General features: G+C 61.9%; 16 protein-coding genes. 2 read left to right on the forward strand and 14 right to left on the reverse strand.

Annotated features, from left to right (window positions below; translation table 11 throughout):
* Positions 1–261: 261 nt before the first annotated feature.
* On the forward strand, positions 262–804 hold the full coding sequence (locus RCCGE510_RS15275; RefSeq protein ID WP_007631195.1) for a TetR family transcriptional regulator: 543 nt from the start codon (positions 262–264) through the stop codon (positions 802–804).
* 183 nt (positions 805–987) lie between these two features.
* Here RCCGE510_RS15275 and RCCGE510_RS15280 read toward each other — a convergent pair whose 3' ends face one another.
* On the reverse strand, positions 988–2,574 hold the full coding sequence (locus RCCGE510_RS15280; protein ID WP_007631197.1) for a hypothetical protein: 1,587 nt from the start codon (positions 2,572–2,574) through the stop codon (positions 988–990).
* Between the two features lie 131 nt (positions 2,575–2,705).
* Between RCCGE510_RS15280 and RCCGE510_RS15285 the strand changes: the two genes are divergently transcribed.
* On the forward strand, positions 2,706–4,907 hold the full coding sequence (locus RCCGE510_RS15285; protein WP_007631198.1) for a methyl-accepting chemotaxis protein: 2,202 nt from the start codon (positions 2,706–2,708) through the stop codon (positions 4,905–4,907).
* Positions 4,908–4,990: 83 nt separating this feature from the next.
* On the opposite strand, the gene RCCGE510_RS15290 is transcribed toward RCCGE510_RS15285, so the two are convergent.
* The 13 genes from RCCGE510_RS15290 to RCCGE510_RS15350 form a co-directional block, all read right to left on the reverse strand.
* Complete coding sequence (locus RCCGE510_RS15290; RefSeq protein WP_007631200.1) at positions 4,991–6,484, reverse strand: fumarate hydratase; 1,494 nt, start codon at positions 6,482–6,484, stop codon at positions 4,991–4,993.
* Positions 6,485–6,509: 25 nt separating this feature from the next.
* Positions 6,510–6,836, reverse strand: coding sequence for a DUF4387 domain-containing protein (locus tag RCCGE510_RS15295; protein WP_007631202.1), 327 nt, complete (start codon positions 6,834–6,836; stop codon positions 6,510–6,512).
* Positions 6,833–8,194 (reverse strand): acyclic terpene utilization AtuA family protein, encoded by a 1,362-nt coding sequence (locus RCCGE510_RS15300; protein WP_007631205.1) that lies wholly within the window; start codon positions 8,192–8,194, stop codon positions 6,833–6,835. The genes RCCGE510_RS15295 and RCCGE510_RS15300 overlap by 4 nt, the downstream gene beginning before the upstream one ends.
* Before the next feature lie 27 nt (positions 8,195–8,221).
* The gene (locus RCCGE510_RS15305) at positions 8,222–9,031 is read right to left on the reverse strand and encodes a coniferyl-alcohol dehydrogenase (protein ID WP_007631207.1); all 810 of its coding nucleotides are present in this window, start codon (positions 9,029–9,031) and stop codon (positions 8,222–8,224) included.
* 3 nt (positions 9,032–9,034) lie between these two features.
* Complete coding sequence (locus tag RCCGE510_RS15310; protein ID WP_007631209.1) at positions 9,035–10,258, reverse strand: cytochrome P450; 1,224 nt, start codon at positions 10,256–10,258, stop codon at positions 9,035–9,037.
* Between the two features lie 26 nt (positions 10,259–10,284).
* Positions 10,285–11,229 (reverse strand): agmatinase, encoded by a 945-nt coding sequence (speB, locus tag RCCGE510_RS15315; RefSeq protein WP_007631214.1) that lies wholly within the window; start codon positions 11,227–11,229, stop codon positions 10,285–10,287.
* 10 nt (positions 11,230–11,239) lie between these two features.
* Positions 11,240–11,557, reverse strand: a complete 318-nt coding sequence (locus RCCGE510_RS15320) for a 2Fe-2S iron-sulfur cluster-binding protein (protein WP_007631215.1) — start codon at positions 11,555–11,557, stop codon at positions 11,240–11,242.
* 15 nt (positions 11,558–11,572) lie between these two features.
* Positions 11,573–12,862, reverse strand: a complete 1,290-nt coding sequence (locus RCCGE510_RS15325; RefSeq protein WP_007631217.1) for an aspartate aminotransferase family protein — start codon at positions 12,860–12,862, stop codon at positions 11,573–11,575.
* An 8-nt stretch (positions 12,863–12,870) separates the two neighbouring features.
* Positions 12,871–14,274, reverse strand: a complete 1,404-nt coding sequence (locus RCCGE510_RS15330; protein ID WP_007631219.1) for an aldehyde dehydrogenase family protein — start codon at positions 14,272–14,274, stop codon at positions 12,871–12,873.
* 15 nt (positions 14,275–14,289) lie between these two features.
* Positions 14,290–15,510, reverse strand: a complete 1,221-nt coding sequence (locus tag RCCGE510_RS15335) for an FAD-dependent oxidoreductase (protein WP_007631221.1) — start codon at positions 15,508–15,510, stop codon at positions 14,290–14,292.
* 12 nt (positions 15,511–15,522) lie between these two features.
* Positions 15,523–17,010, reverse strand: a complete 1,488-nt coding sequence (locus RCCGE510_RS15340) for an aldehyde dehydrogenase (RefSeq protein WP_007631223.1) — start codon at positions 17,008–17,010, stop codon at positions 15,523–15,525.
* Positions 17,011–17,103: 93 nt separating this feature from the next.
* A complete protein-coding gene (locus RCCGE510_RS15345) occupies positions 17,104–18,546 on the reverse strand; it encodes an APC family permease (protein WP_007631224.1) in 1,443 nt (480 codons plus the stop codon).
* A gap of 207 nt (positions 18,547–18,753) precedes the next feature.
* Positions 18,754–19,341 (reverse strand): TetR family transcriptional regulator C-terminal domain-containing protein, encoded by a 588-nt coding sequence (locus RCCGE510_RS15350; protein WP_007631227.1) that lies wholly within the window; start codon positions 19,339–19,341, stop codon positions 18,754–18,756.
* Positions 19,342–19,561 lie beyond the last annotated feature (220 nt).

Below are 19,561 nucleotides of genomic sequence, written 5' to 3' on the forward strand. Positions count from 1 at the left end.
AGGAGGAAAGTTACTCCACATCGCACATCAGGCGACCCCGGCGCGGTCTCGTGATCGCCGTCTGCGTGGACTGCGGGTGGTGGCACCTCAACCGAAATCAAAATGTCGATGTCATCGACGGTAAGAAACTCCGATCCCCAATATCGTCAACTGGTGGGAACCGCACCATGCCGTTCCCTCATCTGACAAATTCAGAATGGAGATACGGACGTATCGGTATTATTTCAGGTACGTAGGTATTCGAAAATTTGGAGGGGCGGCATGGGGCGGCACAAGAGCATCGACAGAGAACATGTTCTCGCGGTTGCGGAAAGGATAGTTGCAGAGACGGGGGCGGCGTCGCTTACCATCAGCGCAGTGGCGAACGCCGCGGGGATCACCAAAGGCGGAGTTCAATCCTGCTTCGGCACGAAGGAAGCGATGATCGGCGCAATGCTCGAGCGCTGGACCAAATCCTACGAGGAGAGGCTTCGGGCGATCGTGCCTCCCGAGGGAGACGTAAAGAAAAGGGTGGCCGCACACGCCGAAATCACGCTCAGTCGCGAGGAGAGCCAGGAACGGGGAGCCTCACTGCTTGCAGCGCTGTTGCAGTCGCCAGAGAACCTGGGTCCGACACGAGACTGGTACCGCGATCACATGCAGGACATGGACCCCGGCACGCCGAAGGGAAGGGACGCCTTGGTCGCGTTTATCGCTACCGAAGGGGCCTTCCTGCTCCGCTACCTCGGGCTTGCCTCCTTCGATGACGACCAGTGGGAAGGCGTACGGCGTGGGATAGACGAACTTTCGCGAACCCGCAGGTAGCCGCAGAGAAGGCACCCATCGGTGTCAAGGACACACAACATGAACTTTCATATCAGGCCCGTCGATCTGTCGCGGGCGGCCCGCATCATCAATCATGGACCGACGGTTCACATTTCGGCGCGACACGGTGGCGTCAAGAATGTCATGATAATAGCTTGGTAGTGCGCCCTGGACTTCGACGTCCTAGGTGGTCGTAGGCTGTTCCGGCACGCCGGTTCGATACCTCTGTGCGACATAGTCGACGTGAAGATGAACGGCAGCGATTGCGCTCACTAGGCCGACCCTTGCCAATGCTTCCAGCAGTACCTCGACCGGGTCTAAGGGCACTGCATGGGGAGAAGGCAGGTCCTGGAAGGCCTTGATGTCGTTGTCAGACGCGAGTCCGGTGATCCGATCCGCTGCTGTATTTCGAGGCTCTTCAAAGGTGAAGTCGAGATCGACGCGGTTGACAACTGCCAGGGTGACCTTGTGCAGCAGGCTTGCCAGCTCGTGCATCGTCGCGTCTGCCTCCGAGCTCGCGTAGTCGGAAATCGGGTTGCCATGCATCGACTTGTTGCGGAGCCCCTCCCAGGCGTCGAATTCCCCCTTTGAGATGATGCGTGCTCTCTTCATCGCAGTCAGAACGTTCTTCGGGGACAGGTTCCGTCGACGGGCAAGCGTGTCCAGAAGCGAGTTTCGGAGATTGGCGTCGCCTTGCCATGCCCTCACGTGCCCTGAAAGTGCTTCAAGGTCTGCCAATTTCGCTGAAGGATTTACGCCATGCTCCGGCATGAGCTTCGTCAGAAGGTTCTCGATCGAACTCGCAATCACCATCGCCCAGACCCAGCGCGACCCCTGCGTCGCGAGCACAATCTGCTCGTAGAGTTCGGTGACGATGGTCGAGTCGAGGTCCGGATCCTCTGCGCCTTCGTGGCTTCGCACGACGAAGGCCAGGATCGAGGCATAAAGTGCCCAAAAACCATCACAGTCGGTGTAGCGCGTATCGTTCGACCAGAGAGTGATCCATCTGGTGTTCGGAAGGAAGCTCGACGTCGTCCGGACACTAACCGCCGCCCGTCCATTGCCATCGTTTCGAGCGATGAGTCTTGGATAGACGAGCTGGGCGAAAAGGATTCGAAATGGTTCGACGAGCCAGTTCTCTGCAAATGGAAAGCGGAAACGGCCCGATCCTCCGACAGTAGCCCATAGCGTTCCATGCGGACGATCATACAGGAACCGAATCTCTTCGCCGAAGACGTGAACCGTGCGGCCTGATCGCACGAGATGATGCAGGCTGAAGTCCAGCTCGCTCGCACTCTGGATGTGGACGGCGACTTCCGTCGAATTCATAGCTGCAACAGGCAAAGGCTCGTCGATCCAGAAGCCGCGAACCTCGCCGGTGCAGATTAGGAATCCGTCCCCGGCTTCGGAAGGGCGAAGGTGCGGTATGTGCCACGCGCTGCCAAAGACCGCGCCGTCCGCGCCGACACATTGGAGCCGGAAGCCTAGCCGGGCATCGTAGCGATCTCTGTCGCTCGAGACTCGTCTGCTCAGGAGCGTCTGTATGTCGTCTGACGTGCCGCGCATGTGGTAGACGATCGTCTCATCGTCCGGAAATTCGACGTGACCTTCGCCATTCAGAAGTTCTCCCTGCTCGTCGCTTCCTATGAGCATCATCCGGGCGAACTGGATTTTGAGCGGCCGCTGCATCAGATGCCGCCAGCGCGATAAAGTCGGAGGTTCGAGTGATGCCGAAGACAAGTCGAGAGAGGTGGTTGTTGCGTCCGTCATCTGCGTTTCCTTCTTGGAATTCGGTATGTAGCTGAATCGGCGTGAAAGGAGATATGCGCACTAGCCGAACTGGCGAAATTTGTTAATATAACAGTTGTAATAAATAAGAATGTTCTTCGAGGGAGGCACTCTTGTTTCTGAAATCTTCGGTCGCTCGCAACATGTCTGCAATCGTCGTCATCGGCCTAGGAACCTGTGTCATCACGGCGTCCGTCCTGTTCGCATTGGCTTATCGTGAGGTGCGAGACCGTAGCATTGCCGAGATGATCCAGTCGGCGAAAGCGGCGGCGACGGACGTTAAAGGTGAACTCGGAACGGCCATCGGCGTCGCGCAGGGTGTCCGTTCGGTCCTACAGACGATCAGGTCGGAGGGCGGCGCAGGGGGCCGCGAACGTGCAGACGCCATGATCGAAGCGTTCCTGCGCGACAACCCCCGCGCATTCGCCATCGGAGCAGCATGGGAACCCGGAGCCTTCGACACGGACGACGAACGCTATCGCAACCGCGCCGGCTACGACGATACGGGTCGGTACTTGCCTTACTTTTCGCGCGACGGGGCGAAGATTACCCGCAATGTCCTCGTGGACTATGAGACACCAGGCGTCGGCGATTACTACCTGGTGCCGAAGAGCCTGAAGCGGGATCTGGTCACTGAGCCCTATTCTTACGAGGTCAACGGCAGAACGGAACTGATCGCATCGGTCGCTATGTCGATCGTCGAAGACGGCAAGTTCCTCGGCGTCGTCGGCGTCGATACGGCGCTTTCCGAACTTTCCCGAAAGCTGGAGGCCATGAAGCCTCTTGGCGCAGGAAATGTCGTCCTTGTCAGTGCCGACAGGAAGCTTGTGAGCGGGGTTGACCAGACGCTCATAGGAAAGCCCGTCGAAGCTTTGGGCGTCGATGGCCGCGTGTGGTCGCGCATCCTTTCGCAATCCGGCGAGATGGCAGACGCCGAACTCGATGGCGTGTCGACGTTCATAGTTTCCGACGATGTCGAACTCGTTCCAGGCACCGTGTGGAATGTCGTCGTCACCGTGCCTGAAGCTGCGGTGTTCGCGCATCTATCCAGCCTCGTCAACTCCTCGATCGCCATCATCGTCGGCGCGGGTGTGCTTCTTGCGGGGATTGGCGCATGGCTCAGCCTTCGGCTCGTCGGTCGAATAGCCAAGGTGATCGATGCGACGATCGGCATATCCGAGGGACGGAAGAGCGTCGACTTATCGATGGCGACTTCCTCCGACGAGATAGGGAGGATGGCTTCCGCCCTGCGGGTGTTGTTGAAAGCGACCGACGACAAGGAGCGACTGGAGGCCGAAGCGAAGACCACCGCCGACGCGATCGAGGCGGAACGGCGTCAGCAGGAGCGTGTCAATGAAGAGCAGGCCCGCGACGTCGCATTCGCGGTGGGAGAACTCGTGGGCGGTCTTTCGGCTCTGTCGGAAGGAAACTTGACCTGCCGCTTGTCGACGCCGTTCATCTCCTCGCTCGATCGTGCGCGGACGGACTTCAACGCCGCGCTCGATAACCTCCAGCGCACGATGACTGTCGTCGGGGCCAGCGCGCGGACAATCCACGGAGGTTCGAACGAGATCCGCAGCGCTGCGGACGAACTGTCGAAGCGGACGGAATCCCAGGCAGCCTCCGTCGAGGAAACGGCGGCCGCAATGGAGCAGGTTGCGACGGCCTTCAAGGAGGCGAACCGGCGGGCGTCCGCAGTGACCGAGATCGTCGAGGGCGCGCGATTAGACGCCGAACGCACCAACGAGGTCGTGTCGAGAACCGTGGTCGCCATGACCGCTATCGAGTCCTCCTCGTCCGAGATTTCGAACATTCTGAACGTCATCGACGAGATCGCCTTCCAGACGAACCTGCTGGCGCTCAACGCGGGCGTCGAAGCGGCGCGTGCTGGGGAGAGTGGCAGAGGCTTCGCGGTGGTCGCGCAGGAGGTTCGCGAACTCGCGCAACGGTCGGCGGCCGCCGCTCGCGAGATCAACACGCTGATCACGAGGTCCGGCGAGCGGGTGCAGGACGGCGTTTCGCTTGTCCGCGAGGCTGGGGTCGCCGTGCAGAAGATCGCGCATCACGTCCAGGAGATCTATGCGAATGTTCACGTGATCTCCCAGTCGTCGAACGAGACGGCTGCCGCGATCTCCGAGATCAACGGTGCCATCGCCACGATCGATCGGGGGACGCACCAGAACGCCGCGATGGTGGAGGAGACCACCGCCACCACCTTCGCGCTGGCGAACGAAGCAGCGATGCTCCAAAGCGCTCTGCGGCAGTTCAGGTTGGCGCCTCCCGAAGGCGGGAGACACCTCGCGGCTGTCGCGTGACAAGCGCCCTGGAGACTGGTCGTTCGGGCTTTGTCGATCTCTGCGAATGTCGCGGGGTCTCTAACGGGAGAGGTCGGCGCGTCCTATCTGCGGAAGCGCGCTGGACCGATGGTGTGGATCGATTTCCCACGACAGTCGACGGCAACGGCGACCGGCATGTCCTCCACGGTCAGGCGGTAGATCGCCTCCATGCCCAGTTCCGGATAGGCGACGACTTCGGCGGCCTTGATCGCTTTCGAGACTAGGTAGGCAGCGCCACCGACGGCGATGAGGTAGGCGGCGGCGTTGGCCGCTATCGTCTCGATTGCTGAGGGACCGCGCTCGGCCTTGCCCACCATGACCTTCAACCCCGTGGCGGGCAGGAGATCTGCGAGGAACCGATCCATGCGGGTCGAAGTCGTAGGACCGGCCGGACCGATGACCTCGTCTCTAACTGCGTCGACAGGGCCGACGTAGTAGATGGCCTTGCCGCGCAGATCGACGGGCAGGGGCTCGCCCTTGCGGATCGTGTCGACCATACGCTTGTGGGCGGCGTCGCGGCCAGTGTATAGAGTTCCCGACAGCAGCAGGGTCTCGCCCGGCTCCCACGATCCAACCTCTTCGTCCGTGAGGTTGTCCAGATCGACTTTCCTTGCCATCCGCGACGTCTGGTCGAGTACGATCTGCGGCCAATCCGACAGGTCGGGCGCCGTGAACCTCGCAGGTCCCGAACCGTCGAGCGTAAAGTGGACATGGCGGGTGGCCGCACAATTCGGAATAAGCGCGACGGGGAGGGAGGCGGCATGGGTGGCGAAGGTCTTGACCTTCACGTCGAGCACTGTGGTCAGGCCGCCAAGCCCCTGGGCGCCGACGCCCAGCGCGTTGACACGGTCGTAGATCTCGACGCGCAGTTCCTCGAGCTTGTCGCTCGGTCCCTTCCGGATGACCTCTTGGATGTCGAGCCTTTCGTTGAGGGACTGTTTCGCCATCAGCATTGCTTTCTCGACGCTTCCACCGACGCCGATCCCGAGGATGCCGGGAGGACACCAGCCTGCCCCAAGCTTCTCGACGGTGCTCACTACCCAGTCACTGACGGACTCCGAGGGCTCGAGGACTGCAAACTTCGTCTTGTTCTCGGAGCCGCCGCCCTTCGCCGAGACGTCGAACTCGATGCGGTCGCCCGCCACGAGCTCCAAGCTGACCATCGACGGCGTGTTGTCGCCACTGTTCTTCCTCCCGAAAAGCGGATCGACGACCACCGAAGCCCGAAGCGGGTTTTCGTCCCGCCGGTACGCGATGCGGACGCCTTCGTCGATGATCTCCTGAAGTGATCTTTCACTTTCGATCTGGACTCCCATGCCCACGCGCACGAATACGTTCGCGGTGCCGGTGTCCTGACAAATGGGACGCTTTCCAATCGCAGCCATCCTCGAATTGACGAGGATCTGGCCCATGGCGCTCTTCGCGCTCTCGCTCTCCTCACGCTCGTAAGCGTCGCCCAAATACTGGATGAAGTCCTTGGGATGGTAGTAGGAAACGAACTGCAGCGCGTCCGCGACGCTGGCGATGATGTCTTCTTCCTTGACGACGGTAGACATGGCTTCTTTCTCGTGGATCGTGTTGTCAGCCTTGTTCGACGTCGTCGAACTCGAGCGACAGAAGCGGAGCGTGCTGTTGGGCGCCGTAGACGTCGGTCTCGCCGATGGCTGCCGAGACGCGCGGCCGCCGAATCGTCGCCTTGATGGCGTTGGCCGGCTCGAAGGGGATCACGGCGAAGACGTCGGAGCGTGGCACGCCATAGAGCCGGGCGATCAGCTCTTCGTTGATCCAGGCCCCGTCGCGGGCGCGGCGGAACCAGGTCGAATCCTTGAAGATGACGTCGAGGGTAAGTTCGTAGGGGCCGGCGTTCTTGCTGCGGATGACGGTTGCGACGTCGACAAGACGGATCATGGGGCATCTCCAACGACGAATGTTCTGATCGGGAACAGCGAGGTCGGGTCTGCGACCTCGAGCAGATGGTACAGGCTGAACTCGTAGACCTCGCCGCCCTTGAAATCGGACGGAGAGTAGGGAAAGGCGAGATTGCCGGCCGTCGAAACGCGGCCCTCGTAGCCGAAGTGCAGGGCCGTCGAGCGGGTGAAGCTGCAGATCGTGTTCGCAAGATCCTGTGTCTGCGCCACGGCTTCGATGACGATGCCCAGCTCGTGCGGAGCCGGATTGCGGACGGGCTCGAGCGCTCCCATGACCGCGTTCTTTCCGTAGACATGGAACATCAGACTATAGGCGTCCGCAGCTACATGGCTGAAGTTATCAACCACGCGCGCCCGCACGCCGGCCAGGATCTCGTCGATCCGTGAAATGAACACCGGGTCGCGGACCCCAGCGATGGAGACCGTGCGGTATCCCACCCTGCGCGCGCCTTCGAGCTTGATGCGGTATCCGTCGGACGGCACGAACCGGCTTCCGCTAACCTTGACCCGACGCGCGTCGAGCTGCTCGAAACGCGTCTCCGTGAGGTCGAGATGACCACCCGGACCAGGCAGCATGTAGGGATCGCTCTTTTCGTAGAGAGTGTGGGCTGCGACCGAGGTGACCGTGCAGACACGGTTCGGCGACGTCGGTTCAAGCACGAAATGGTCGGCTGCAAGCGTGCCCAGCATGCAGTCGCTGCCGCTTCCGGGAAGTGCGGCGATTGCGGCGCACTCGAGAATCTTGCCAAGATGGAGGGCAAGGCCGCGGTCGAAACCTTGGAGGATCGGCAGGGCGGCGAACACGGCCGGATCGTAGCAGCGGCCAGCGACGACGACGCGCGCGCCGGACTCGAGCGCAGCCATCAGTGGTTCTTCGCCCATCTGCCCGACGATGTAGGTGCTTTCGGCGATCGCTTTCTCGGCCGCCTCCTGCTCTGGAATAACGCCGGTGAGCGTGCCCTTAGAAAGCGCGTCGAGGACGCTGGATCGCGGCACGTCGGCGTCGATGGCGGCGATTTTGGCGTGGTAGCCGATCGAGACGCAGACTTCCTTGACGATGTCGAGCGTCCAGGCAAGGTGAGGGGAGGCGCCGCATCCCCCGGCGCTGCCGACGAGGACCGGGATGTCGAGATCGCGCGCGGCCTTCAGGATGATCGTCAGATCCCGCATGACCGCGGAGCGGTCCGTGAAGGAGACGCCGGCCCCGAGATAGTAAGGGCCGGGGTCCGACGATCCCGCGTCGACCGCGATGACGTCGGGCTTCCTCTGCAGGCCGAGCGCGAACGACTCCTCCGGGAACCCGTAGCCAAGGATCGCCGTCGGCGAGAGGATCTTCATTCGTTGCTGGCCATTCGATGATTTCTCCTAGTACTGCAGCGGCTTCGCCGGAACCGCGTCGGCCTCGAGGTTCATGAGCACCTCGGCGCCACCGTCGGCGATAAGATCGGCGCCGTTTACCCAGAGGGACTCGGGGCTGAGCAGCAGGCTGACGGGGCCGGCGATCTCGGACGGCTTGGCGTCGCGGCCACCGGCATGGTTCCGCAAGTTGTCGAGCAGGTCTGCCCCCATGGTTTCGTAGAACGTCTTCAGGATTGGCGTTTGAACCGCGCCAGGGCTGATCGTGTTGACGCGGACGCCGCGATGACGCTCGCGACTGGAAACGAGCTGCGAGTAGAGGATCACCAGCTCCTTCGAAAAGTCGTAAGCTGCGACGGAGTCGAGACCGACGTCCAGAAAGGCCGCAAGTCCGGCGTCCCAGCCCTCCGCCAGGATCACCTTCTTGCAGGTCGGCACTCGGGTCCGCCACTGCTGGCCTGCGGTCGAGGCAATGTTCACGACGGCGCCGAAGTCGGCGATCCGCGGTAGGAGGGCTTCGGTCAGCTTGCGAAGGGCGAGAAAATTTACCTTCGCCACCACGTCGACCGGCAGCGAACCCGGCACGCCGGCGATGTTGACCAGGCCGTGCACGGTTTCGTCGATTCTGGATACGGCCTCGTCGATCAGGTCGGGATGCGTGAGGTCGCACTGCACGAACCGGTCGACCGTCGATGTCGGCTCCTTGAGGTCGAGACCGATGATCCGGGCGCCTTCCGACTTCAGAAGATCCACGGTCGCCGCGCCGACCCCGGAGGAGACGCCCGTTAGCACGAAGGTCTTGTTCTGGTGAATTTTCATAGCTTACGCAGCCTTGTAGATGATTGGCAGGGAAGAGATGCCGTTGACGAAGCGCGAAGGTACGAACTTCGCTGGCGCGGACGGCTCGATCGCCCGCAACTCACGAAGCGCTGCCGCGACCAGATAGGGGAGTTCCATGCGAGCAAGGTGCGCGCCGAGGCAGGTATGACGGCCGCCGCCGCCAAATCCGAGGTGCGGGTTCGGACTGCGCAGGACGTCGAACTTGAGCGGGTCCTTGAACTGCCGCTCGTCTCTGTTGCCGGAGTAGTACCACATCACGACCTTCTCGCCGGCCGCGATCTTCTGTCCGGCGACCTCGGCGTCCACGGAAGCGGTCCGGCGCATATGCATGATCGGCGAGACGAGACGGACGGCCTCCTCGATGCCTGTGGGAGCGGTCCCCGAAGGATCGTCCATCCAGATCTTCATCTGGTCGGGGTTTTCCAGCAGCAGCCGCATGAGGTGCGCGCCGACCGTACCTGTTGTCTCCATCCCGGCGGTGACGAGGAGCTGGAAGAAATAGCCAACCTCCTGGTCGGTGAGCTTCCGGCCGTCGATCTCGGCCGCCCCGATCAGCGACAGGATGTCATCCTTCGGCGCCCGGCGACGTTCCTTGGCGAGTTCGGCCCCCATCGCGTTGAGCTCGGCAAACGCACCTGGGATCGCCTCGACCCCACCAAGCTCCTTTGCGTCGCCCGCCATGGCGATGAGTGTCAGTTCGTGCAGACGCTTGCGATACTCCTGGGGTGCGCCAAGGAAGTCGCAAACGACCGCCACGGGGAACGGTTGGGCAACGTCGGTTGCGAAGTCGCAGCTTCCCTTCTCCTTAGCGACGGCCACCAGTTCGTTGGCGTAACGCTCCGCAGCGTCGCGCATCTTTTGGATCCCTTGCGGCGAAAAGGCCTTGGAGACGATCTGGCGCAGCTTGAAATGATCGGGCGCGTCCATGTTGAGGAACCAACCTTCCTCGTGCGCTTCTTCCACCGTCTGGTCCCCAATGTAGGTGCTTTTGCCGCTGATGAAGGTCTTGGAATCCGTGCTGACCTTGACGATGTCGTCGTAGCGCGTGACGGACCAGAAGCCTTTCGACGCTTCCTCGGGACCGGGCAGAAATTCATTCCAGAAGGCGGGTCGTTCGTTGCGGATCGCCTCGAACGCCTCGTCACGGTCCTTGCGCTGCCAGAAATCCGGATCGGTAAAGTTGATCTTGTCGATATCGATGGTCACAGGAGGCCTCCCAGCTTTTGTCGTTGTTACGCGTATTTTACACCCGGCAGCACACACAACATCTCGAATAGGAGATTGGCGGCGGTGAGCGCGGTGTTTCCGGACTGGTCGTATGGCGGCGAGACCTCGACGAGGTCGGCGCCGACGATGTTAAGCCCTTGGCAGCCGCGGATGATCTGCAGCGCCTGCGCCGTCGTCAGCCCACCGATTTCGGGCGTGCCGGTCCCCGGAGCGTAGGCGGGATCGAGGCTGTCGATGTCATAGGAGATGTAAGCCTTGCGATCGCCGATCTTTGACCGGATCTCCTCCATGAGAGGACTTAGCTTTTTGTCCCAGCACTCGTCGGCCGGAACCACCGTGAAGCCCTTGCCACGCGACCAGTTGAAGTCGTCAAGCGAGTAGCCGGTCCCGCGAAGACCGATCTGAAACGTCAGTTCCGGCACGATGAGGTTGTCCTCGTAGCAGCGTCTGAATGTCGTGCCGTGGGCGATCCTCTCGCCAAACATCGCATCGCCGATGTCGGCATGGGCGTCGACGTGGACGAGCGCAACGGGGCCGTGCTTTTCCGCGATCGCTTGCAGGATCGGATACGTCATCGAATGGTCGCCGCCCAGGCTGAGCGGGATGACCGGGTGGCGAAGCAGTTCCTGGTACGCCTCCCGTATTCGCCGCGCGGTGTCGGGAAGATTGAAGGTGTTGATCGCCACGTCGCCGACGTCGGCGACCTGCAGGCTCTCGAACGGCGCGGCGCCCGTTGCAACGTTAAACGGCCTCAACAGGCAGGATTCGGCCCTGATTTGACGCGGCCCGAAACGTGTGCCGGCGCGGTAGGACGTCCCACCGTCGAGGGGGACGCCAATGAAGCATGCATTGAGGCCTTCGGCCGTCGCTGCCGTCGGAAGCCGCATCATGGTCGCGGGTCCGCCGAACCTCGGCATTTCGTTGCCGCCAAGCGGTTGATTGAAGCTCATTGTGTTCTCCTCAGGCTGCGGCCGCCACTTGGACGACAAGCCCGTCCATGTCCGCAGTGACCTTGATCTGGCACGACAGGCGGCTGCGCTCGTTGGGCTCGTTGGCGAATTCGAGCAGGTCCACTTCCATCGCGCCAGCCGCTCCGATGCGGTCGACCCAGGTGGGGTCGACGTAGACGTGGCAGGTGGCGCAGGCACAGGCGCCACCGCAGTCGGCGTCGACGCCGGCGATCGAGTTGGCGACCGCAGTCTCCATGAGGGAGCGGCCGTCGCTGGCGTTCACGGTCTTCTCGGTCCCCTGAACGTCGATGAAGGTGATCTTGGTCATTTCTGCACCTCTTTCCTAGGAGTTTGCTGCGATTTGGACGAGCGCCTTGGTGAGACGTCCGAGGCCCTCGTCGAGGATTTCGTCCGACGCGGTCAATGCCGCTGACAGGCGGATGGTATTTCCGTAGTAGCCGCACGGCAGCAGAAGGACGCCTTCGTCGCGGGCCTTCGCGGCCACCAGCTTCGTGGCCTCGGCGTCCGGTTCGTGGGCGCCGCGTTCCTTGACGATTTCGAATGCGACCATCGCCCCGATCTGTCGGATCTCTCCGATCGGAACCACGTCGTTGCGGTCGCGGACGACTTCGAGGCGGCCGGCGAGGAAGGAGCCGATCCTGTCGGCGGCGGCGAGCAGGTTCTCCTTCTCGATGACGTCGAAGACGGCGAGGGCTGCGGCACAGGCGAGTGGGTTGCCTGCGAAGGTTCCGCCAAGAGCGCCGGGCAGCGGCTTGCCAATGATCTCTGCCTTGCCCACCACGCCCGCGAGCGGCAGACCACCACCGATCGCCTTGCCGACCGTGATGAGGTCAGGCTCCACTTCGTAGTGCTCGATCGCGAAGAAGCGGCCAGTGCGGCCAAAGCCGGATTGGATCTCGTCGACGATCAGCAGTATCCCGTGGGTATCGCAGATCTCACGGAGTTTGTTCATCAGGGAGTTCGGCGTCCGATAGAAGCCGCCTTCGCCCTGCACCGGCTCGATGATAATCGCCGCGACCTGATCGGGCGCGATCGAGGCCCGGAACAGGTGGTCAAGCGCCTTCATCGTGTCACGCTCGGTTGTCCCGTGCTGGGGCATCGGGAAAGGAAGCTGAAAGACCCCTGGCTGCGTCGGTGGCACGCCCGTGCGAAGCGGCGCGACCTTTCCGGTCATCGTCATCGCGAGCTGGGTGCGGCCGTGAAACGAGCCTGTGAAGGTGATCACACCCAGACGGCCGGTCGCGATGCGGGCGATCTTGATCGCATTCTCGACGGCCTCCGCGCCCGTCGTGAAGAGCGCGGACCTCGCGTTCTTGATGGGAGCGACGGAATTCAGCCGTTCGCAGACTTCGATGTAGGGCGCGTATGAATTCACCGGGAACGCCACGTGGCCGTATTTGGAAAGCTGGGCCGTGACCGCCTGCGTGACTGCGGGGTGCTGGTGACCGGTGTTCATCACCGCGATGCCGGATGCGAAGTCGACGTAGTGTTTTCCGTCGACGTCCCAAATCTCGCTTCCGATGGCCCGGTCGACGAAGACCGGATGGGCGGTGGCGGCTCCAAAGGCGACTGCGGCCTCGCGGCGCGCGAGCAGGCTTGATGTTTGAGACATAGTAGACCTTAATTCAGGGCGTCCGAGCGCCAGACCATCATTTTTTCGATTTGCATTTCCCGCATCGTGTGCGGGATACCGCCGACCCCGTGGCCGGATTGGCGGGCGCCGGCGAACGGCATCCAGTCGACGCGGAAGAGTGTGTGCTCGTTGACCATGACGGCGGTCCCGTCGAGGTTACGATAGCAATGCATGGCAGTGTCGATGTTGCTTGTGAACGCGGCGGCCTGGAAGGAGAATGGCGTGTCGTTGGCCTGCCGGATGGCGGCGTCAATGTCGTCGTAGCTGTAGACGGACACCACCGGCCCGAACACCTCGCGTTGCGAGACCTTTGCCTCTACGGACGGGTCGAGAAGCACGGTGTTCTCGTAGCAGCTTGCGGAAATCTTCTGACCACCGGAAACGAGTTTGCCGCCGCCGGTCTCTGCGGCTTCGGTCACCCAGCTCGCGACACGGTCGTTCTCGGCATGTGTGATCAAAGGTCCGACGTCCGTAGCCATCGAGGTCGGATCGCCCGTGACGAGCGACTTGCCGAAATCGGCGATGCCTTCGGCGAGCTTTTCCGAGATCCGCCTGTCGGCGAAGACGCGTTGGACGGAGACGCATGCCTGGCCGGCGTGCCAGAAGGCAGCGCGGCCAAGGCGCGGAATCGCCGCGTCCAGATCGGCGTCGTGAGCGACGATCACGGGCGCGATGCCACCGTGTTCGAGAGCGCAGCGCGCACCGGGCGCGAGACGCGAGCGCAAACGCCATCCCACCGAAGCGGAGCCGATGAAGGTCAGGAAGCTGACGCGCGGATCAGAAACAATGCGCCCGATAAGCTCGTTGTCCGTGGGCAGGACCATCTGGGCCCAGCCGTCCGGTAAGCCAGCCTCGGCGAAGATCTCCAGGACCGCACGGCAGCTAAGCGGCGTCTTGGCAGACGGCTTGATGACGACCGGAGCGCCGACCGCGACGGCCGGAGCGACCTGATGGACGACGAGGTTGAACGGATGATTGAAGGCGCTGATCGCGAGAACGACGCCGATCGGCTCGTGCTGAGTGAATGCCAGTCGGCCGGCGGAGGTCGCGTTGATGTCCATCGGCACGACGTGGCCGGCATTCGTACGCAGCTCCTCGACGCAGATATCCAAACAATCGATCCCCCGGTCCACCTCGACAAGGGAATCCTTCAGTGGCTTTCCACTTTCGGACGCCACCTGAAGCGCCAGCTCTTCGCGGCGGCTTCGTACAATCCCGGCAGCGCGACGGAGGATCGCGATCCGGTCCTGCTTCTTCAGCCATTGCCTGCGGTCACGGTGGAGGCGATAGGCGCGTTCAAGAGCGGCCTCGATGGAGGGCTCGTCGGCGACATCCACCTGTCCGATGAATTTTCCGTCGAAGGGGGTTCTTACATCTAGCTTGTCTGCCATTTTCGACATTCCTGTTCAAAGAAGAGTTTTGAGGTCTGTGGACTGGTCCGCCAGGACTCCTGCCGTCGCGGCGGTTCTTGCCGCGACCAGGCGACGCGAAATCATGTGATCGGCGGGCGCGTTGATACTGTCGACGGCGGCGATCCTTCCGCCGCGGAGATGGAAGACGCTGAACTTGCCGTCCTCGGTCGATCCGCGAACAACCCGTTCCTCGACGTCGATTGGCAGCCCGGTCGTCTGGAGCTTGAACGGTCCCTGGTCAGACCAGAACCACGGGGCGACATTGTACTCCTTTTCCGCACCGAGCATGGTGCCAGCCGCCACCTTGGACTGGTCGATTGCATTTTGAACGCTCTCCAGACGGAAGAGGCCGTTGGCGAACTGGTTTGGATGGGATGCACAGTCACCGACGGCGAGGATATCCGGGTCCGAGGTGCGGCATTGGGCGTCGACGACGACGCCGTTTGCGCAGGCGAGCCCGGCGGTCGACGCGATCTCGACGTTCGGGACCGCTCCAACGCCGATCAAGACGAGATCGCACGGGATCATCGTTCCATCGCAGAGTTCAACGCCCGTTGCGCGTTCATCGCCGCGTATCTTTGCGATCTGGGCGCTCGTGCGGATGGCAACGCCAAGCCCGGAATGCATGCGTTCGAAGAAGGCGGACGTTTCGGGAGCGACGGCGCGGCCCATCACCCGCGGACTGGCTTCCAGCACGGTAACCTTTTTCCCGAGGGAGGCTGCGCAAGCGGCTACCTCCAGTCCGATGAAGCCGCCCCCCACGATGACAATGTCGCCGCCGGCCTCGATGCCGTCGAGGAGTCCGTTCGCATCCCCGATCGAGCGGAGCGTGTGCACGTTGGCGAGCCGGGCGCCCACGAGTTCAAGCGGGCGGGCGCGAACGCCGGTCGCGATGGCGAGCTTGTCGTATGGCAGGCTCAGCCCGTCTTTCAGGACGACGCGCCGTTTCGTCCGGTCGATGCTGTCCACGCCTCCGCCCAGTGCCAGGTCGATCTTGTTGGTCGTGAAGAAGTCGTTCACTCGCAACAGCAGCTTGTCCGCGTCGCTTTCCCGCTTCAGAAACGCCTTCGAAAGGGGCGGGCGCTGGTAGGGAAGATGGGCTTCGTCGCCGACGAGAACGAGGGAGCCATCGTATCCTGCCTGGCGGAGTGAAGCTGCGATTTGCAGGCCAGCCTGGCCGGCTCCCGCAACGACGATTGACGTGGGCGTGGTCATCTTCCTGAATCCTCAGTACTTGATCCACGTCGTCTTGAGCGACGTGTACTTTTCGAAGGCGTGAAGGGAGTTGTCCCGGCCGTTGCCCGACTGCTTCACGCCGCCGAACGGCACGAGCGGGGAGATCATATCAACGGCGTTGACCGCGACGGTGCCGGCCTTCAACGCATTGGAGACGCGATGGGCGCGGGAAAGGTTGGAGGTGAAGACCGAGGCCATCAGACCATAGACGGTGTCGTTCGCGATGCGCACGGCCTCCTCTTCTGTGTCGAAGGCGATGATCGCCAGTACGGGGCCGAAGATCTCCTCCCGCGCAATGACGTGATCGTTCTGGACCTCGTCGAAGATGGTCGGCTCGATGAAGTTCTCGGAGCCGTTGATGGTCAGGCGGTTGCCGCCGAGGAGCAGCCGAGCTTGCTTCTTTCCGGCTTCGATGAACTCCATGACGCGGTTGGCATGATTGCCGTCGACCATCGCGCCCATCATGCTTTCCGGATGGAGCGGATCGCGCGGACGATAGGCCGCTGCATGGGCGACGACCTTGGTGACGAAGACGTCCTTGATCGAGCGTTCGACGAGGAGGCGGGTCGGGGACGAGCAAATCTCGCCTTGATTATAGAAGACCCTTGCGGCGGCCTCGGCGGCGGCGTCCAGATTTTCGGTGTCCGCGAATACGATGTTCGGGCTCTTGCCGCCGCACTCGAGCCATACCAGCTTCATGTTCGAGGAGGCGGAGTAGCCGAGAAACATCTTGCCGACTTCGGTCGATCCCGTGAAGGCGATGCAATCGATGTCCATGTGAAGGCCCATCGGCCGGCCGACCGCGCTACCGAACCCAGGAACGACATTGAAAACGCCTTCCGGAATGCCGGCCTCCTTGACCAGTTCTGCCAGTTTCAACGCTGTCAGCGGAGACTGCTCGGCGGGCTTCAGGACGACCGAGTTGCCAGCGGCAAGAGCCGGTATGGTCTTCCAGATCGCCATATCGAGCGGGAAGTTCCAGGGAACAACGGAGCCGACTACACCGACCGGCTCCCGACGTATCAGCGCGAGATTGCCTTGGCCGGCCGGTGCGACCTCGTCGTAGAGCTTGTCGATTGCTTCCGAAAACCAGCGGACGTATTCGACGAGTTCTGGAAGCTCGTACCCGAAGGCGACGCTTACTGGCTTGCCCATATCAAGGGACTCGAGCAGAGCAAGCTCCTCGCTGTCGCGCTCGATGAGTTCGGCAAGCTTGAGGAGAGTCTTCTTGCGCTCGGTGGGGGTGATGCGGGACCAGACGCCTGACTCGAACGATGTGCGGGCCGCGACCACTGCAGCGTCCACGTCAAGCTGGTCGCACGACGCGACGAGATTGATCACTGCGCCAGTGGCGGGATTGCGGTTCTCGTATGTCGCTGCCGAAACGGCGTTCACGAATTCACCGGCGATAAAGGCTCTGCCTTCGGGCCGGAGAGTGGCCGCGCGTTCGGTCCAGTAGCCATGGTTCCGTTCGAGCATTTGAATTTCCTTTATATTGCAACAGTCGTTTTATAAAACGATCTGGAAAAGGGTCCGTGGGAGCGGGGGACAGGATCCCCGCCCATCTAGGCATTAGACCTCGTTGAGCACGCGAGCCAGGTTCTGATAAACCGCTGGCCGGTTGCGCTTCAACCACATCGCGTAGGCGACGCCGAACAGCCCGATGGCGAAGACCGAGGTCGGAAGAAGCCAGTCGAAGACGGGATTGCCACCGGTCAGAAGGCTGACGTTCATCAGCATCATGATCAGAACCGCGCCGAGGGCCATCGCACTCACGCCTGGGGCGATCAGTCTCTGGAAAAGGTTGGCGTCGCGCTTGGAAGTATGGAAGAAGCCCACTACCGCGAGCGCAGCCAGGAACTGCACGACGACAATGCCGATCGAGGCGGGCGTCGCGGCGAGGGGCATTAGGACCGTCAGTGGGTCGAGGCTGTAAAGGCCTGCCGCGACGATACCCGCGATCATCAGCACCGACTGGAAGCCGCTGGCGATGGTCGGCGTCTGCTGCTTCGGATGAAGGACTGCGAAGCCGCGCCAGATCACGCCTTCGCGTCCAAGCGAGAAGAGGTAGCGCGACAGGGTGTTCTGGAAGCTGAGGATTGCGGCGAAGAGGCTGGTCGTCATCAGGACGTCCATGACGTCCGCCGACCACGCGCCGACGAGCTTCGTCGACATCGTGAACCAGATCTCGCCGGGATTGTTGGCAGCCGTCTTCAGCGCCTCCTCAATGCCGTATGCCGCGATCAGGAGCCAGGTCGAGCCGGCATAGAGCGTCATGATGACGATGACAGAGATATACAGGGCGAGGGGAACTGTGCGCTTCGCGTCGCGAGCCTCCTCCGCATAGATCGCGGCAGTCTCGAAGCCGGTGAAAGCACTGATGACAAAGACGATGGCGGAGCCGAGCGCCGGAACGAAGACGTTGGACGGGGCGAAAGGCGCGAACGTGAGGCCGTCGGGGCCGCCGCCCTGGATGAACACGCCTGCATCAAAGATCAGGATGATGGCGATTTCGGCGAGCATCAGCGTTCCAAGCATCTTGCCGTTGAACTGGATGTTCCGCGTGCTGAAGAAATGAACGACGATGGCGAAGACCGCGCAGACGACCCACCATGGCAGTTCCAGCCCGGTGATGTGTGTGAGCAGGTGGCTGCCGAAGAAGCCGAACATGCCGTAGAGCGCCAGATTGAGGCTGGCATAGGCGGTGATCGCCATGAAGGCAGCGCCGACTCCGAGCGGGTGTCCGAGACCGCTCGAAACATATGCGTAGAAGGCGCCGGCGTTCTTGATGTGGTGGGCCATGGCCGCGAAGCCGACGCTAAACAGGAGATAGATAAGGCCGATCAGGACGAAGACGCCCGGAAGGCCGATTCCGTTGCCGAAGGTGATTGCGCTGGGAACAGCGCCCATCAATACTGTCAGCGGGCCGTTTGTGGCAATCACGAAGAAGACGACGCCGAGCAGGCCAATGGCGTTCTTTCGAAGCGTGATGCCGTCGTGTGGGTGAAGATCCATGATCCCCTCTTTTCTTGCTAAGTTTAACACTCTGGCGGCAAAAGCGCAGCCTCCGGCGGCCCGCGACGGGCGCTCGGCACACAAAGGTCGAGTCCTGAAACTCCCAAGCTGTCGTGCTACAGTTTATTTTTATACGACAGTTGTGCGAAAATAAAATTTGCCAAACGTGTTGTCAAGCGCAATTTTATTGCGCGGTGCAGCAATTCGCTAAAGATCGAATAGTTTCAGTCCCTTGGTAATCAGTCGCTGGCGCATAGCGCTGTCGTAGCGTTTGGGATCGAGGGTCCAGGAGATGAGGAACCCGTCGGCAAGGGAAACGAGAAGCTCCACGTTGTCATCGACGTTGGTCTCGTCGGAGCCGCTTTCATTTACCGCCGCGACAAGCTCCCTGCGCAAATAGTTCCGCCAGTTTTCATACCGCTCATGGAATTGCGAACGCAGATCAGGATCGTGGAGCGCAGTCCCCCAGAAGGCGATCGAAACGATAGATTCCCGATCGGTGCCATTGCTTGGCACGAGCTCCTCGACGAGGAGACGCACGCGGTCCTTCGGCGATTTGGTTTTCTGAAGCCGCTCATCGACGCGGACGAAGATCGCCTCCGCGACGGCGCCGAACGCGAAGTTGACCATCTCGTCCTTGTTGGTGAAGTAGTGGGAGAGGACCCCACTGCTGAAGCCTCCCGCACGGGCGATCGTGCGGATCGTCGTTCCCGCGAGGCCGTGCTCGCTCATGACTTTCAGAATAACTTGGATCAGTTCGGCGCGTCGCTGGTCGTGGTCGACGATCTTCGGCATGGTATCCCCGGCGATATAACTGCTGCCTCTTTAGCAGGCAAAGCGTCGCGAGCCCACATCGAAATTATGGCCGCAGTCCGCATCCGTGGTGGCGTCCACCGTTGGTCAGTCCAAGTGGCGCCAGTCTGATGGAATAAGCTTCGCTCCCGATGCCTTCGTCCATCGACGATTCACCGCAGCGACGTTCCGGATCGCACACTTACCTCCGATACGTTCCGCT

Source organism: Rhizobium sp. CCGE 510, from assembly GCF_000292525.1.
Lineage (GTDB): Bacteria > Pseudomonadota > Alphaproteobacteria > Rhizobiales > Rhizobiaceae > Rhizobium.